Below are 14,240 nucleotides of genomic sequence, written 5' to 3'. Positions count from 1 at the left end.
CAGCTACCCCAGGGCCTGCTGGCGTAACCAGTTCTGCAAGAGTTTCGCGTTCGCCGTCATATCGCTGTCCTGGCGTACGCAAAGGTAGTAATCCCGGCCATCGTCGATGGTGGCATCGATGATTTTCACCAGCTCGCCGCTGTTCAGATAGGGGGCGATCAGCGGTTCGCGCATCAGGGCGCAGCCGAGGCCCGCCTGAACGCCCGCCAGAGTCAGCAGGCCATCTTCAAACAGCGGCCCCGTCGAACGCGGCGGGCGTTTTACCCCTTGCTGAACAAACCACTGGTTCCACGTCGTGCGCTCCTCGTCATGGAGCAACGGCATCTGCAGCAGCTGTTCCGGGGTATCAATATGCCCGTGCAGGCGAATAAACGCCCGGCTGCATACCGGCACCATTCTGCCGGATATCAACTTTTCGCTCTGATATCCGGCCCACTGCCCGTCGCCAAAACGAATCGACATGTCCGATGCATCGCTTAGATAGTTTCGATGGTTGGCATACACCACATTGATTTCGGTATGGGGGTTGGCGTGGACAAAAGACGGCAGGCGAGGAATAAACCAGCCCATCCCGAACAGTGGGATCAGGCTGATCGTGACCTGCTGAGTTTGTACCTGATCCACCAGATGCTCGGTGGCCTGGCGCAGTACATTAAACGCCGCGCGGATCGAGCGATAATACTCCCTGCCCTGCTGGCTCAGGGTCAGCCGCCGGCCCTGCCTTTCAGTCAGCGAAATTTTCAGGTACTCCTCCAGCACTTTCAGCTGATGGCTCACCGCCGAAGGCGAGATAGCCAGCTCCCGAGCGGCCTGCGTCACGCTGCCCAGCCGGGCGATAGCCTCAAACGCGCGCACCGCACGCAGCGGCGGATCGTTGGTCAACGCGCTTTCCGTAGTGAGTTCCGGCCCCGTCAATGATTCTGTTTTTTTCATATATTGATTTTCTTAGTGCAGTACACGTTTTTGCCATTCATTTAATATTATTAAAAATCATAAAGATATAAATAATCACAAACTTCATAAGAAAGAATATATCCGTATTTTACAATTTAATTCATTTATTAGATGGTAGCCGTAATTTGAGCTCATTGTCGGGTTATTCAGTTGGACACTCTCATACAACAACTTATCAACGGGGTCATGCTCGGCAGCATCTATGCCCTGATCGCGCTGGGCTATACCATGGTGTATGGCATTCTGCGCATTATTAACTTCGCCCACGGCGATATCCTGATGGTGGGGGCGTTGACCACGCTTTCCGGGATGAATGCCCTGAATGCCCATTTCCCCGGGCTGTCGCCGCTGGCGCAGCTGATTCTGGCGTTGATGCTGGCCATGATCGTTTGCGGCCTGCTGGCAATGGCGGTGGAACGCTTTGCCTACCGTCGACTGCGCAACGCTCCGCGCCTGGCGCCACTGATCTCCGGGATCGGCGTTTCGGTGCTGCTGCAAACCGTGGCGATGATCGTCTGGTCCCGTAATCCCCTGATGTTTCCGCAGATCCTGCCGATGGACCCCATCGCCGTGACCCACGGCAGCGCCGGACATCCGCCGGCGATCGTCACCGTGACCGGCATCGTCACCGTCGTGCTGGCGCTGGCGGTGATGTTGGGCCTGTGGCTGCTGGTGGAATTCACCCGCTTAGGTCGCGGCATGCGCGCGGTAGCGGAAAACCCGCGTATCGCCACGCTGATGGGGGTTAACCCGAACGCCATTATTGCCCTGACCTTTGCCATTGGCGGCGCGTTTGCGGCCCTGGCCGGCGTCATGATGGCCAGCAACTACGGCAACGCCAGCTTCTCGATGGGCTTTCTGCCCGGCATTAAAGCGTTTACCGCTGCGGTACTCGGTGGCATCGGCAACATTCGCGGAGCCATGGTCGGCGGCCTGCTGCTGGGCCTGATCGAATCCCTGGGCGCCGGTTATCTCGGCGATCTGACCAACGGCGTCTTCGGCAGCAACTATCAGGATATCTTCGCCTTTATGGTGCTGATTCTGGTGCTGGTCTTCCGCCCTGCCGGTTTGCTCGGCGAACGCGTCGCGCACCGGGCTTAGGAGAGCATAATGACAACAGCACAACTCGCTACACCAGACACCTCCCGCCGCCTGTGGTCCGGTATGACCCTGTTCATCTGCGCGCTGCTGGTCGCCCCCATCGTCGCCAGCCAGCTTGGCGGTAACTACTGGGTGCGGGTCATCGACTTCGCCCTGCTGTACATCATGCTGGCGCTGGGGCTGAACATCGTGGTCGGCTACACCGGTCTGCTGGATATGGGCTTTATCGCCTTTTACGCCGTCGGCGCCTATCTGGCAGCACTGCTGGCCTCGCCGCATCTGCTGGAGGTGTTTCCAGTCTTAAATCAGTGGTTCCCGGACGGCCTGCACACCTCGTGGCTGGTGATTATTCCGCTCGCCGCGCTGGTGGCGGCGGGCTGCGGTATCGTGCTGGGTGCGCCAACGCTGAAGCTGCGCGGCGACTACCTGGCTATCGTCACCCTCGGGTTCGGCGAAATTATCCGCATCCTGATGCGCAACCTCGACCGCCCGGTCAACATTACCAACGGCGCCAAAGGTATTTCCGGGGTCGATACGCTGAATCTGTTCGGCCTGAAGTTTAGCGGCGTCTATCACTGGTTCGGTTTTAAAGTCCCGGCACTGTGGCTGTGGTACTACCTGCTGATGCTGGTCATCGTGGTGATTATTTTCGTCTGCCTGCGTCTGCAGCATTCGCGTATCGGCCGCGCCTGGCACGCCATTCGTGAAGACGAAGACGTCGCCCGCGCCATGGGTATTAATCTGCGCAACTACAAGCTGCTGGCCTTCGCCATCGGAGCCTCCTTCGGCGGCATCGCCGGGGCACTGTTCGGCGCATTTCAGGGCTTCGTTTCGCCGGAATCCTTCACCCTGCAAGAGTCGATTGCGGTGCTGGCGATGGTGGTGCTGGGCGGAATGGGCCACATTCCGGGAGTGATCCTTGGCGCGGTGTTGCTCACTGCGCTACCGGAACTGCTGCGTAGCCAGGCCGCCCCGCTACAGCAGGCGCTGTTTGGCGAAGTGCTGATCGACCCGGAAATTCTGCGCCAGCTCTTTTATGGCCTGGCGCTGGTGCTGGTGATGCTGCTCCGCCCGCAGGGCATCTGGCCCGCACGCCATCAAGGAGCCAAAGCATGAGCCTGTTAAGCGTACGCCATATGTCAAAGCGCTTCGGTGGCCTGACGGCCGTCGATAACGTGTCGCTGACGATTGATGATGGCGAAATCTATGGCCTGATTGGCCCTAACGGCGCGGGCAAAACCACCTGCTTTAACCTCATTACCGGGCTGTATCCGGCGGACAGCGGCGAATTTGCCATCGCCGGAGAGCCCTATTCGCCGAAAAATATCGAGAAGGTCACCGCCGCCGGTATCGCCCGCACCTTTCAGAATGTGCGGCTGTTCAACGAGATGTCGGTGCTGGAAAACGTGATGGTTGGCCGTCACGTGCGTACCCGCAACGGTCTGTGGGCCGCCCTCTCCCGCCATAAACGCGCCCGCGCCGAAGAGGCGCAGACCCGTGAACTGGCGTGGCACTGGCTGGAGTATACCGGCATCGCGCAGTTCGCCCACTACCGCGCCTGCGACCTCGCCTATGGTCACCAGCGTCGGCTGGAGATCGCCCGTGCGCTGGCCACCGATCCGCGCCTGCTGGCGCTGGACGAACCCGCCGCCGGCATGAACGCCGCCGAGAAGATGGCCCTTGGCGAACTGCTGCTGCGGATTCGCAACGACGGCAAAACGCTGCTGATGATTGAGCATGACGTCAAGCTGGTGATGGGGATCTGCGATCGCCTGATGGTGCTGGATTACGGCAAAACGTTAACCAGCGGCACGCCGGATACCGTCCGCCGCGATCCGGCGGTTATCGCCGCCTGGCTGGGAGGCAATATCCATGTCTGATTTATTAACCGTTAACCAGCTTGGCGTCCATTACGGCGGCATCCAGGCGGTACGCGACGTCTCCTTCAGCGTTAAAGAGGGTGAGCAGACCACGCTTATCGGCGCCAACGGCGCAGGCAAAAGCTCAACCGTTCGTGCCATTACCGGGCTGGAACCCTTTAGCGGCGACATCCTGTTCAACGGCAAGCCGATACGAAAACGTCGCGCCGAGGCCCTGCTCCGCGAAGGGTTAGTGATGGTGCCGGAAGGACGCGGCATCTTTGCCCGCATGACGGTGCTGGAAAACCTGCAAATGGGCGCCTGGCTACGTCGCGATAGCGCCGCGGTCCGTCAGGAAATGAGCGACATTTTCGCCACCTTTCCGCGTCTAGCCGAGCGTCAGCATCAGCTGGCCGGGCTGCTATCCGGCGGTGAACAACAGCTGCTGGCGCTTAACCGCGCCCTGCTCAGCCAGCCGCGTCTGCTGATCCTCGACGAACCGTCTATGGGTCTGGCACCGTTGATGATAGAGAACATTTTTCGGGTGATCGCCACCCTGCGCCAGCGTGGCGTGGCCCTGCTGTTAATTGAGCAGAACGCTCGCCTGGCGCTGGAGGCGACCGACAGCGCCTGGGTCATGGACAGCGGCAGCATTGTCGAGCGCGGTCCGTCGCAGACGCTGCTGGCCGACGACCGGATTGCACAGATTTATTTGGGCGAAATGCCCGCTTAACACACCAACCAGCCTCAGGGAAAAACAATGAAAACAGCAACAATCAGTGCGCTTAGCGCCGCTATTCTGCTCAGTGGTTTTGCCTCATCCGCCGCATGGGCGCAGGCACAAGAAACCGTGATTATCGGCCTGGCAGGCCCGCTGACCGGCCCTTCCGCGCGAATCGGCAAGGACCTGGAAAACGGCGCGCAGCTCGCCATTGACGACATCAACAAGCAGCACCCGACCATCGGCGGTAAAGCGGTGACCTTTAAGCTGCAATCCGAAGACGATCAGTCCGACCCACGTACTGCCGTCGCCGTCGCCCAGCGCCTGGTCGACAGCGGCGTCGCTGGCGTAGTCGGTCACTGGAACACCGGCACCAGCATTCCCGCCGCGCGCGTCTATCATGATGCCGGGATTGCCCAGGTGGCGCCGGTCGCCACCGGGCACGCCTATACTAAGCAAGGCTTCGACACCAGCTTCCGCGTCATGGGCCACGACGATGACGGCGGCCAGTTTGCCGGACAGTACGCGGTACAAACCCTGAAAGCCAAACGCATTGCGGTCATCGATGACCGTACCGCCTTCGGTCAGGGGCTGGCGGATGAGTTTATTAAGTCGCTGGAAGCGCAGGGAATAAAAATTGTCGACCGCCAGTACGTTGACGACAAAACCGTGGACTTCAGCGCCGTACTGACCGCCATTCGCAGCAAAAATGCCGACCTGATTTTCTTCGGCGGCGTCGATAGTCAGGCCGCACCGCTGGCGCGCCGCATCAAACAGTTGGGCATGAACGCCACCCTGATGGGCGCGGGCGGTTTCGTCAGCCAGACCTTCCTCCAGTTGGCGCAGAAAGAAGGCGACGGCGTGGTCGCACTGGAGCCGGGACTGCCGGTCGACCAGATGCCCGGCGGCAAAGCCTTTGAGCAGGCTTACCAGTCGCGCTATCACACCCATATCGAGCTGCACGCGCCGTTCGCCTACGACGCCACCCGCGTGCTGGTCGCGGCAATGGAAAAAGCCGACTCCGTCGACCCGGCCGACTATCTGCCCGCGCTACGCGCCATTAGCTATTCCGGCGTCACCGGGCAAATCGCCTTTGATAAAGAGGGCAACCTGAAAGCGCCAACCTTTACCGTTTACAAAGTCGTCGACGGTAAATGGCAGCCGCAAACCGTACTCGGCGGCGCAAAAACGCAGTAACGCAGTGAGGCAATATGATGAGTGATAATAATGAGCTGGGCATTCTCGCCCGCCGCAAAATTGAAGCAGAAATAATCAAGCCGATTTACGACATCCTGGTGCGCGAGATAGGTAAAGCGCGCGCCCAGGCGGTCATCGGTGAAGCCATTGAAAACGCCGCCATTGAGGCGGGAAAAACCTTTGCCAGCCAGGAGCCTGACGGCGCGAATATCCAGAGCTTTGTCGCCCTGCAATATCTGTGGGAGAAAGACAACGCCCTGGAGGTCAAGGTACTGGACGCCGACGACCAGCAGTATAACTACAACGTTAACCGCTGCCGTTACGCCGAGATGTATCACGAGATGGGGCTGGGAGAGATTGGCCACCTGCTTTCCTGCGCCCGCGATGACAAATTTATCGTCGGCTACGCGCCGGAGGTGGAGCTGACCCGCACCACCACCATTATGCAAGGCGGAAAGTGCTGCGACTTCCGCTATCGCGTGAAAAAGGACAAACCATGATAACCGTCAACGGCGAGCGCCTGTGGTCAACGCTCAACGAAATGGCGAGGATTGGCGCCACCCCGGCCGGCGGCGTGACCCGGCTGACCCTCAGCGACGAGGATCGTCGGGCGCGCGACCTGCTGCGCGAGTGGGCGCGGGAGGCTGGCTTCCCCTGCGAAGTCGATAGTATGGGCAATATGTTTATCCGCCGCGCCGGTAAAGATTCGCAACTGGCCCCGGTGTTGACCGGCTCACACGTCGACTCTCAACCGCTCGGCGGCCGCTATGACGGTATTTACGGCGTGCTGGCCGGACTGGAGGCGCTGCGCACGCTCAACGATAGCGGCGTTGAGACCGAACGCGATATTCTGCTGGTCAACTGGACCAACGAGGAAGGCGCGCGCTTTGCCCCAGCGATGCTCGCCTCCGGCGTTTGGGCCGGGCAGTTCAGCGAAGCCTTCGCGCTGGCCCGCGAAGACCGCGACGGCATCAGCGTCGGCGCGGCGCTGGAGGCCATTGGCTATCGTGGCGACCGCCCGACCGTCGCCTTCCCGCTGCACGCCTGCTACGAAGTACATATCGAACAGGGACCGATTCTGGAAGAGGAAGGCATTGATATCGGCCTCGTCCACGCGGCGATGGGCCAGCGCTGGTTCAACGTCTCGCTGGAAGGTTTTTCTGCTCATGCCGGAACCACGCCGATGGGCAGCCGTCGCGATGCGCTGACCGCCTTCGCCGAACTGGCGCTGGCAGTTGAGCAAATCGGCATCGCGCACAACCCCGACGGTCGGGCGACCATCGGGATGGTGCAGGTGATTCCGGGGTCGCGCAACGTAGTACCGGGACGCGTGGCGTGCAGCGTCGAGTTTCGCCATCCGCAGACCCCGGCGCTGGAAGCTATGGAACAGGCGCTGCATCATGCCGCTGAAGCGCTGGCAGCGCGAGGCGTGACGGCAAACGTCGAGCGGATTTTCGATTACGCCCCCATTGCCTTTGATGCCGGATGCCTTGCACGTAGCGAACAGGCGGTCGCGACGCTCGGCTACAGCGCCAGACCGATGGTCTCCGGCGCCGGTCACGATACCTGCTATATCAGCAAGGTTGCGCCCGCCAGCATGATTTTTATCCCTTGCGAGAAGGGGGTGAGTCATAACGAAGCGGAGAACATTCAGCCCGCCTGGGCAGAGAAAGGGGCCAACGTGCTGTTGCACAGCCTGGTGCTCGCCGCGTCACAAAAGTAACCTTCCCGTCTCTTTGTCGTCATGGCGCCACCCGGTGCCATGACGACCCTCAGTTGCGCCATGATGCTTGCTACCTGCGTTCAGGGATCGTCAACATCAAGCATAACTAAATCAAAACAATAAGTTATATTGTTTAACCCTATCACCTAAAACACATTTATTTCTGTATTTTCTGCTAAGATCAGGCAATAGATAACCTATAGTAGAGCCACTGAGCGTAGATAACGCCACTGCTCGTCATTGTGATCTCGTGTAACCACGCTCAATTTGTTCTTTTTTACTGCTGACGCTTCGGGTACGTGTGAAAACTAAAAAGAAATCCACAACATCGTCCAATGTCCTGCGCTATATCTGGGGCTCCGCGCTGGCGACCATTTTTTTAACCACCATAACGTCCTTCTGGCTCCTTTCCGGCTCATGGTCGATGTGGCAAAGCGCCCATAACAACGTCATCCAGTTTGATGTTTTTTACCGTGTGCTGCAGGTCTCCAATGACCTGGCCAGCGAGCGAGCCTTTGTCAACGAGCTGGTGCTTAGCCCGGCGGCAGAAAAAGAACAGCGCTGGCAGGCGCTTATCGAACACCAAAAAATCACCGACCGCGACCTGCAGACGATCCCAAAAGACCTGCTCTCACCGGCCCTGATGGTGGATATGGTAAAACAGCTGGAGCATTCCCGACGCCTTGCCAGCACTTTCCGCACCCATGTGCTGAGCGACCCGGAAGCGGCCAACCAAACCATTCTTGACATGGTGGTCGCCACCGACTTTTACCATAGGGCGCTGTTTGAGCGAACCTCTGAGTTTCTCCTGCTGGAGCCAAGCGCCCTCGGGCCGATCCTGCGCGCCCAGGCGCTGGGCGAATTGCGTGACGCCACGGGACGGCTGGGTTCGCAGGTGTTGATCCCACTCGCGACAAACACCCCAATTCCCCAGACCAACCGGGAAGCGTTGATCCGTGGTATCGAGAGAATCAATACCGCCTGGTGGATCCTGCAAACCCAGGGCGATGAATCCACCTACCTGCCGCTGTTCCAGAGTAAGCTGGATACTACACGCCGCGCTTTCGAAAAGGAGGGTATTGCCTTAATTAACCAGCTAAAAATGGAGAGTGATAAGGGGATACCCTACAGCGTGGATGCCGAAGGTTTTGCCACTCTCTACCACGCCAGCCTCAGCTCTTTCGATAATTTGCTCGATACCTATATGACCGGCGTAAAGGAACACTACACCGCCGCCGAACACCAGGCGCTGAAGAGCTTTTTGCTGCGACTGGTGGTGCTAGGACTGGTCTATGCCCTGACCATCGCGATGATTTTCTACATTCGCTCACGAGTATTACGACCGATTCTTCGTTTAAACGATATCGCCGCGGCGTTGATTGCCGGCAAACAGCTGCATGTACAGATCGATGATGATACCGCCGAAGAGGTACAGGAACTGTTTTCATCCCTGGGCACCTTAGGGGAAAAGCTGCATGAAGACGCTCTGCGCAGTCGTCAGTACCAGCGTGAGTCGGAAGAAGACCCGCTGACCCACCTGTATAATCGCCGGGCCTTTACCAACCAGGCCAATGCCCGTATCAGCCAGTCCAGCAAAGCGCTTCCGGCGTGGTTAATCATGCTGGATGTCGACCGCTTTAAGTCGATTAACGATAACTGGGGGCACCCAATGGGTGATGAAGTTCTGGTTGCTCTCGCCAATACCTTGCAGAAGTGCAGCCGCCCGGAGGACGTGGTGGGGCGTCTGGGGGGAGAAGAGTTTGCGGTGCTGCTGTTAGCCCAAACCGCGGATGAGGTTGCCCGCTACGCCAGCACTATTCAGCAGGAAATCCGCAAGCTGACGTTCCATACCACCGGGAATCACACCTTTAAAGTCACCGCCAGTTTCGGCGTATCCCGGGGCTGGCAGTGCCCGCTGACTGAGCTACTGTCGCAGGCCGACAGCGAGTTGTATAAAGCCAAAAACAGTGGCCGCGACCGGATTTGCGGCCTCCCCTGAGTACCGTCAGAGCCGCAGAACCCGGCATCGCGCCAGGGACTGCGGCCCGGTCGATCAATGCTTCTTGCGGTTACGGCGCATATCAATCGTCACCGCGGCGACGATAATAATCCCTTTGATAATATCCTGAACGTAAGCATCCACGCCGACAAAGGTGAAGCCGCTTTTGATTAAGCCGAGGATCATCGCGCCAATCAGGGTGCCGGTAATTCGCCCGACCCCGCCCATCAGGCTGCTGCCGCCGATCACCGCCGCGGCGATGGCGTCGAGTTCATAGGACATCCCCATGCTCGACTGGCCGCTGCTGACGCGCGCCGCCAGCACCACACCGGCAAGGCCAGACAGCGCTCCGGCGATGGTATAGACGATCACCAGGTACTTATTTACGTTGATGCCGGACACTTTTGCCGAGGTCATGTTTCCGCCGATGGCGTACACATATTTACCGTAGCGGGTATGTTTCAGCGCGACGTGAAACAGGGCGGCAATCACGAAGAAGATAATCACCGGCATCGCGCCCTGTCCAATCGAGGTAAAGCTGTCGGACAGGAAGCTAATCGGGTTTCCCTGGGTGTAGTACTGTGCCAGACCACGCGCAGAAACCATCATCCCGAGGGTGGCAATAAACGGCGGAATACCGGTGCGGGTGACCAGAAAACCGTTGGTTAACCCGCACAGCAGCCCGACGCCAATCCCGGCGCAAATCGGGATCACCGCCGGCAGGTTCACTAGCGCAGGGAACATCGGTGACAGGCTGTCCGAGGTTTGCGCCAGGCTTGCCGCCACCACGGCCGCGAGGGCAATCACCGAACCGGAGGAAAGGTCTATCCCGGTGGTAATAATGACCTGGGTTACCCCCACGGCAATAATCCCGATAATCGCCACCTGCAGGACAATCAGAATCAGCCGGTTGGTGTTCATCAGGAAAGACTGATCCCGGACAAACCAGCCGGCAATTTCAAAGGTCAGGGCAATCGCCACCATGACGATAAATATTCCGGTATCTTTCGGCAGTTTATGGCGCAAATTGCCCAGAAAAGAGGGACGCTCGGTTGCCGGTGCTGCGGTCAATTTCATATTGCTCATTCTCTACGCCTCAATGGGATGCCAACGACAAAATGGTTTCCTGATCGGCCTCGTCTTTATTGAGGATGCCGGTGATTCGCCCTTCGTGCATGACCATCACGCGGTCACTCATGCCAAGAATTTCCGGGAGTTCTGAAGAGACCATAATGACGGCGACACCGCGGTTCGCCAGCTCGCTAATCAAATGATAAATTTCAGCTTTCGCCCCCACGTCAATGCCGCGGGTGGGTTCATCGAGTATTAATATTTTCGGCTGTGCTAACAGCCAGCGGGCAATTAAAACCTTTTGCTGGTTGCCGCCGCTGAGGTTATTAATAATCTGATCCATGGTCGGGGTTTTAATATTCAGCCGACGGATCTGTTCCATGCAGTCTTCCGCCATCTTCATATGTTTGACGAACCCGCTCTTGCCAACATATTCCGGCATATTGACGATGCTCATGTTCTCCATCACCGAGAGCACCAGGAACAGCCCGGATTTTTTGCGGTCTTCGGTCAGTAGCGCCATCCCGTTTTCGATCGCCACGGAAGGCGAGCTAATCGTGACCGGCAGGCCATCAATCAGCACGTCGCCGCTGTCAAAGTGGGTCATACCAAACAGGCTTTCCATCACCTCGCTTCGTCCGGCGCCGACCAGCCCCGCGACCCCGAGGATCTCCCCCCGCCGGACGCTGAAGTTAATGTCATCGAAATACCCTTTACGCGACAGATGCCGAACCGTTAAAACATCCTCGCCAATGGTGTTATTGAATTTCGGGAACAGCTGGGTTAATTCGCGGCCCACCATCTGGGTAATCAACGACTGGCGGGTAAATTCCGCCGTCTGTTTACTGCTGACCCAGGCGCCATCGCGAAAGACGCTAATTTCATCGGTAATGGTGAAAATCTCGTCCATCTTATGGCTGATGTAGATAATGGCTTTGCCCTGCTCGCGTAAATCACGAATGATCGTGAACAGGTGGGCCACTTCCCCTTCGGTCAGCGCAGAAGTCGGTTCATCCATAATCACGATATCGGCATTCCACGACACCGCTTTGGCAATCTCCACCATCTGCTGGGCGGCAATGCTCAGGTCGCCCACCAGCGCCTCGGCGGAGAGGCGAATGTTCAGTTTATTGAGCAACGCCTGCGTCTGACGGGTCAGCTGACGATGGTCGACAAAGCCGTATTTCATCGGCTCCCGGCCCAGCCAGATATTCTCTGCCACGGTCATATGCGGCACCAGGTTCAACTCCTGGTGGATCATGGAGATCCCCGAGCGCAGCGCATCCATCGTATCCTGGAACTGCACCGGCTCGCCCTTCACCCGAATCGCGCCTTTATCGGGACGGTAAATCCCAATCAGGCACTTCATCAACGTGGATTTTCCCGCGCCATTTTCCCCCATCAGCGCGTGCACCGTTCCCGGACGCACGCGTAATGAGACATTGTCGAGCGCCTTCACGCCGGGAAAGAACTTGCTGATACCTTCGGCTTCAAGTGCAAAAGCGTTCATACCTCACCCTCCGTACCGCCGTTCCCGGCCTGATTATTTTTGGTTACGGCTGACGAAGTCAGACATATTCTCTTTGGTAATCAGCTGGTAAGGCACATCGATGATTTTTTCGACTTTCTCGCCGTTGGCCAGTTTCACCGCCGCATCCACCGCGCCTTCGCCCTGCCCTTTCGCGTCCTGGAAAATGGTGGCGATCATCTTGCCGTTTTTCAGCATCTGTAACGCATCTGGGGTGCCATCGACGCCAGCAATCAGGATGTGGTTCGGGTTGCTGCCCAGCGCCTGCAGCGCGCCGATCGCCATCTCATCGTTGTTGGAGGCGATAGCCTGAATATCTTCCCCGCTGGTCATCCAGTTACTCACCACGTCCACGGCATCGTTGCGCATAAACTTGGCGGTCTGTTTCTGGACGATTTTGATATCCGGGTATTTTGCGACCACCTCTTCCACCCCTTTGGTGCGGTCACGGGTAGATTCGTTAGCCAGGTCGCCCAGCAGAATCGCCACGTTGCCTTTACCATTCATCGCTTTCGCCAGCGCTTCCATTTGCAGACGGCCGGCCAGCACAGAATCGGAGCCGACGTAGGCCATTTTGTCGGTCAGCGGCACCTGTGGACGACGGTTAACGAACACCAGCGGAATACCGGCTTTAGTGGCCTGGTCGATAATCGGTTTCACCGCGTTGGTATCGACCGGATTGACAATGATCGCATCGACACCCTGGCCAATGAAGTTCTGTACCTGCTGAAGCTGCTGCGCGACATCGCCCTTGGCATCTTCAACCTGCGATTTCACGCCCTCTTTTTGCATCTCTTTCTGCATCGCAGTACGCAGAATAGTCAGGAAGTTATCATCGAAAAGCGCCATCGAGACGCCCACGGAAAGGTCTTTGGCCATCACGGCGGCGGGCAACATACAGATTAACAAAGAGGCAACAATCGTTTTCTTGATGTTCATAGTTGATCCTTGGGGTTCGGTGATTTGCCGGTGCATTGAGATAAAATGAAAAATTCATTTCGTCATGTCGCTTTCTGATGCCGATCGACGCCAGGAACAGAGGGACGGCCTCTGAGGACCCTGTTTTTGTTCATGTTTATGATTACTGCTAAATTCAGTTGATTTTTAATGAATTATTAAAACAGCAGTTCATTAACCATGCGATTTGTCGACAGCCTCAATTCAGTTGTTTTGTTTCATTAACATCAAATATGAAACTTTTATAATTAAATAACTGAAATGAAAATTTTAAAACCGCCTGGTAACAGAACTTTGACAGATATCTAACATTGCTGCATAAACGAGCAAAAAATGAGAGGCAGGTTACAGATTGCGCACAAGTCAGCGCCCGGCAGGTGGCATTTAACCAAAGAAGATTTCACACACTCACTACAAGGTTAATTGAAACGTCATGCGCCATTTTCACCCCGCCGTGACGGTGAGGTTCCCAAAGTCGGCGCAGAGGCATAGACTGCTCGCTTCCATCATCATTTGGTGCAGGCAACCTGCCATGTCCCGTCGATTTTCGCTTAAGCTCGCCCTGTTGACCGTGGCGCTCACCCTGCCCGCGCTGGCACAGGCTGCGCCAGATATTGAAGTGGGTTTTTCACCGGAAGGCTCAGCCCGGGCGCTGGTGCTGCACACCATCAATCAGGCCCACACCTCGATCCAGATGATCGCCTATGCGTTTCAGGCACCCGATATCGCCCGCGCGCTGGTAGCCGCCGCGGCCCGCGGAGTGAATGTGCAGATCGTGGTCGATAAAAAACGCAATCGCGTGAAGGCCAGCCAGGCCATGATGAAATATGTTGTTGAGGGCGGCGTGGCGCTGCGGGTGGACGGCCATTATCACATTCAGCACGACAAGATGATGATTGCCGATGGCGACACCGTGGAAACCGGGTCATTTAACTATGCTCCGTCAGCTGAAACGGAGAACAGCGAAAACGTCGTGGTTATCCATCATCAGAAGGCGCTGACCCGGCAGTTTATTGCCCACTGGCAATCCCGCTGGGCGCAGGGAGTGGCCTACGCCGGTTAAGGTCGCGCAGGATGGTAGGGTTATGCGTGGGGGATGTTCACAAACGCCCCTCGCCATAAATGCGCAA

The 14,240-nt window shown here is 57.5% G+C and carries 13 protein-coding genes; 9 read left to right on the top strand and 4 right to left on the bottom strand.

Features of this window, described 5'->3' with window-relative positions:
• Positions 1–3: 3 nt before the first annotated feature.
• Complete coding sequence (locus tag ACMYSO_RS20160; RefSeq protein WP_434667217.1) at positions 4–933, bottom strand: LysR substrate-binding domain-containing protein; 930 nt, start codon at positions 931–933, stop codon at positions 4–6.
• A gap of 207 nt (positions 934–1,140) precedes the next feature.
• Between ACMYSO_RS20160 and ACMYSO_RS20155 the strand changes: the two genes are divergently transcribed.
• The 8 genes from ACMYSO_RS20155 (at position 1,141) to ACMYSO_RS20120 (ending at position 9,554) form a co-directional block, all read left to right on the top strand.
• On the top strand, positions 1,141–2,055 hold the full coding sequence (locus ACMYSO_RS20155; protein WP_434670846.1) for a branched-chain amino acid ABC transporter permease: 915 nt from the start codon (positions 1,141–1,143) through the stop codon (positions 2,053–2,055).
• A gap of 9 nt (positions 2,056–2,064) precedes the next feature.
• Positions 2,065–3,171 carry a branched-chain amino acid ABC transporter permease gene (locus tag ACMYSO_RS20150; protein WP_434667214.1) on the top strand — a complete coding sequence of 369 codons (1,107 nt, stop codon included), beginning with the start codon at positions 2,065–2,067 and terminating at the stop codon, positions 3,169–3,171.
• A complete protein-coding gene (locus ACMYSO_RS20145; RefSeq protein WP_434667211.1) occupies positions 3,168–3,935 on the top strand; it encodes an ABC transporter ATP-binding protein in 768 nt (255 codons plus the stop codon). The genes ACMYSO_RS20150 and ACMYSO_RS20145 overlap by 4 nt, the downstream gene beginning before the upstream one ends.
• Positions 3,928–4,647: an ABC transporter ATP-binding protein gene (locus tag ACMYSO_RS20140; protein ID WP_434667208.1), complete on the top strand. Its 720-nt coding sequence runs from the start codon at positions 3,928–3,930 to the stop codon at positions 4,645–4,647. Before ACMYSO_RS20145 ends, ACMYSO_RS20140 begins: the two co-directional genes overlap by 8 nt.
• 27 nt (positions 4,648–4,674) lie before the next feature.
• On the top strand, positions 4,675–5,832 hold the full coding sequence (locus ACMYSO_RS20135) for a branched-chain amino acid ABC transporter substrate-binding protein (protein WP_434667206.1): 1,158 nt from the start codon (positions 4,675–4,677) through the stop codon (positions 5,830–5,832).
• Positions 5,833–5,849: 17 nt separating this feature from the next.
• A complete protein-coding gene (locus ACMYSO_RS20130; protein ID WP_123755799.1) occupies positions 5,850–6,332 on the top strand; it encodes an L-2-amino-thiazoline-4-carboxylic acid hydrolase in 483 nt (160 codons plus the stop codon).
• Positions 6,329–7,555 (top strand): Zn-dependent hydrolase, encoded by a 1,227-nt coding sequence (locus ACMYSO_RS20125; RefSeq protein WP_434667203.1) that lies wholly within the window; start codon positions 6,329–6,331, stop codon positions 7,553–7,555. The genes ACMYSO_RS20130 and ACMYSO_RS20125 overlap by 4 nt, the downstream gene beginning before the upstream one ends.
• Positions 7,556–7,856: 301 nt before the next feature.
• A complete protein-coding gene (locus tag ACMYSO_RS20120; RefSeq protein ID WP_434667200.1) occupies positions 7,857–9,554 on the top strand; it encodes a diguanylate cyclase domain-containing protein in 1,698 nt (565 codons plus the stop codon).
• Positions 9,555–9,608: 54 nt separating this feature from the next.
• On the opposite strand, the gene ACMYSO_RS20115 is transcribed toward ACMYSO_RS20120, so the two are convergent.
• From ACMYSO_RS20115 to ACMYSO_RS20105, 3 genes are read right to left on the bottom strand one after another with little or no spacing between them, the layout of a single operon-like run.
• The gene (locus ACMYSO_RS20115; protein WP_434670845.1) at positions 9,609–10,631 is read right to left on the bottom strand and encodes an ABC transporter permease; all 1,023 of its coding nucleotides are present in this window, start codon (positions 10,629–10,631) and stop codon (positions 9,609–9,611) included.
• 19 nt (positions 10,632–10,650) lie between these two features.
• Positions 10,651–12,135, bottom strand: coding sequence for a sugar ABC transporter ATP-binding protein (locus ACMYSO_RS20110; protein ID WP_434586054.1), 1,485 nt, complete (start codon positions 12,133–12,135; stop codon positions 10,651–10,653).
• A 33-nt stretch (positions 12,136–12,168) separates the two neighbouring features.
• The gene (locus tag ACMYSO_RS20105; protein WP_123755794.1) at positions 12,169–13,092 is read right to left on the bottom strand and encodes a sugar ABC transporter substrate-binding protein; all 924 of its coding nucleotides are present in this window, start codon (positions 13,090–13,092) and stop codon (positions 12,169–12,171) included.
• Between the two features lie 550 nt (positions 13,093–13,642).
• On the opposite strand from ACMYSO_RS20105, the gene ACMYSO_RS20100 reads away from it, so the two are divergent.
• Positions 13,643–14,173: a phospholipase D family protein gene (locus tag ACMYSO_RS20100; protein WP_434667197.1), complete on the top strand. Its 531-nt coding sequence runs from the start codon at positions 13,643–13,645 to the stop codon at positions 14,171–14,173.
• The last annotated feature ends 67 nt before the right edge of the window (positions 14,174–14,240 follow it).

Source organism: Klebsiella sp. B345 (assembly GCF_051131735.1).
Lineage (GTDB): Bacteria > Pseudomonadota > Gammaproteobacteria > Enterobacterales > Enterobacteriaceae > Klebsiella.
The sequence above is the reverse complement of the archived record's forward strand: the minus strand, read 5'-3'. Positions and strand labels throughout refer to the sequence as shown.

What these genes read in the sequence shown, in the direction of transcription:
- ACMYSO_RS20160 (WP_434667217.1), bottom strand. Translation starts at nt 933, where the DNA reads ATGAAAAAAACAGAATCATTGACGGGGCCGGAACTCACTACGGAAAGC.
- ACMYSO_RS20155 (WP_434670846.1), top strand. Translation starts at nt 1,141, where the DNA reads ATGCTCGGCAGCATCTATGCCCTGATCGCGCTGGGCTATACCATGGTG.
- ACMYSO_RS20150 (WP_434667214.1), top strand. Translation starts at nt 2,065, where the DNA reads ATGACAACAGCACAACTCGCTACACCAGACACCTCCCGCCGCCTGTGG.
- ACMYSO_RS20145 (WP_434667211.1), top strand. Translation starts at nt 3,168, where the DNA reads ATGAGCCTGTTAAGCGTACGCCATATGTCAAAGCGCTTCGGTGGCCTG.
- ACMYSO_RS20140 (WP_434667208.1), top strand. Translation starts at nt 3,928, where the DNA reads ATGTCTGATTTATTAACCGTTAACCAGCTTGGCGTCCATTACGGCGGC.
- ACMYSO_RS20135 (WP_434667206.1), top strand. Translation starts at nt 4,675, where the DNA reads ATGAAAACAGCAACAATCAGTGCGCTTAGCGCCGCTATTCTGCTCAGT.
- ACMYSO_RS20130 (WP_123755799.1), top strand. Translation starts at nt 5,850, where the DNA reads ATGAGTGATAATAATGAGCTGGGCATTCTCGCCCGCCGCAAAATTGAA.
- ACMYSO_RS20125 (WP_434667203.1), top strand. Translation starts at nt 6,329, where the DNA reads ATGATAACCGTCAACGGCGAGCGCCTGTGGTCAACGCTCAACGAAATG.
- ACMYSO_RS20115 (WP_434670845.1), bottom strand. Translation starts at nt 10,631, where the DNA reads ATGAAATTGACCGCAGCACCGGCAACCGAGCGTCCCTCTTTTCTGGGC.
- ACMYSO_RS20110 (WP_434586054.1), bottom strand. Translation starts at nt 12,135, where the DNA reads ATGAACGCTTTTGCACTTGAAGCCGAAGGTATCAGCAAGTTCTTTCCC.
- ACMYSO_RS20105 (WP_123755794.1), bottom strand. Translation starts at nt 13,092, where the DNA reads ATGAACATCAAGAAAACGATTGTTGCCTCTTTGTTAATCTGTATGTTG.
- ACMYSO_RS20100 (WP_434667197.1), top strand. Translation starts at nt 13,643, where the DNA reads ATGTCCCGTCGATTTTCGCTTAAGCTCGCCCTGTTGACCGTGGCGCTC.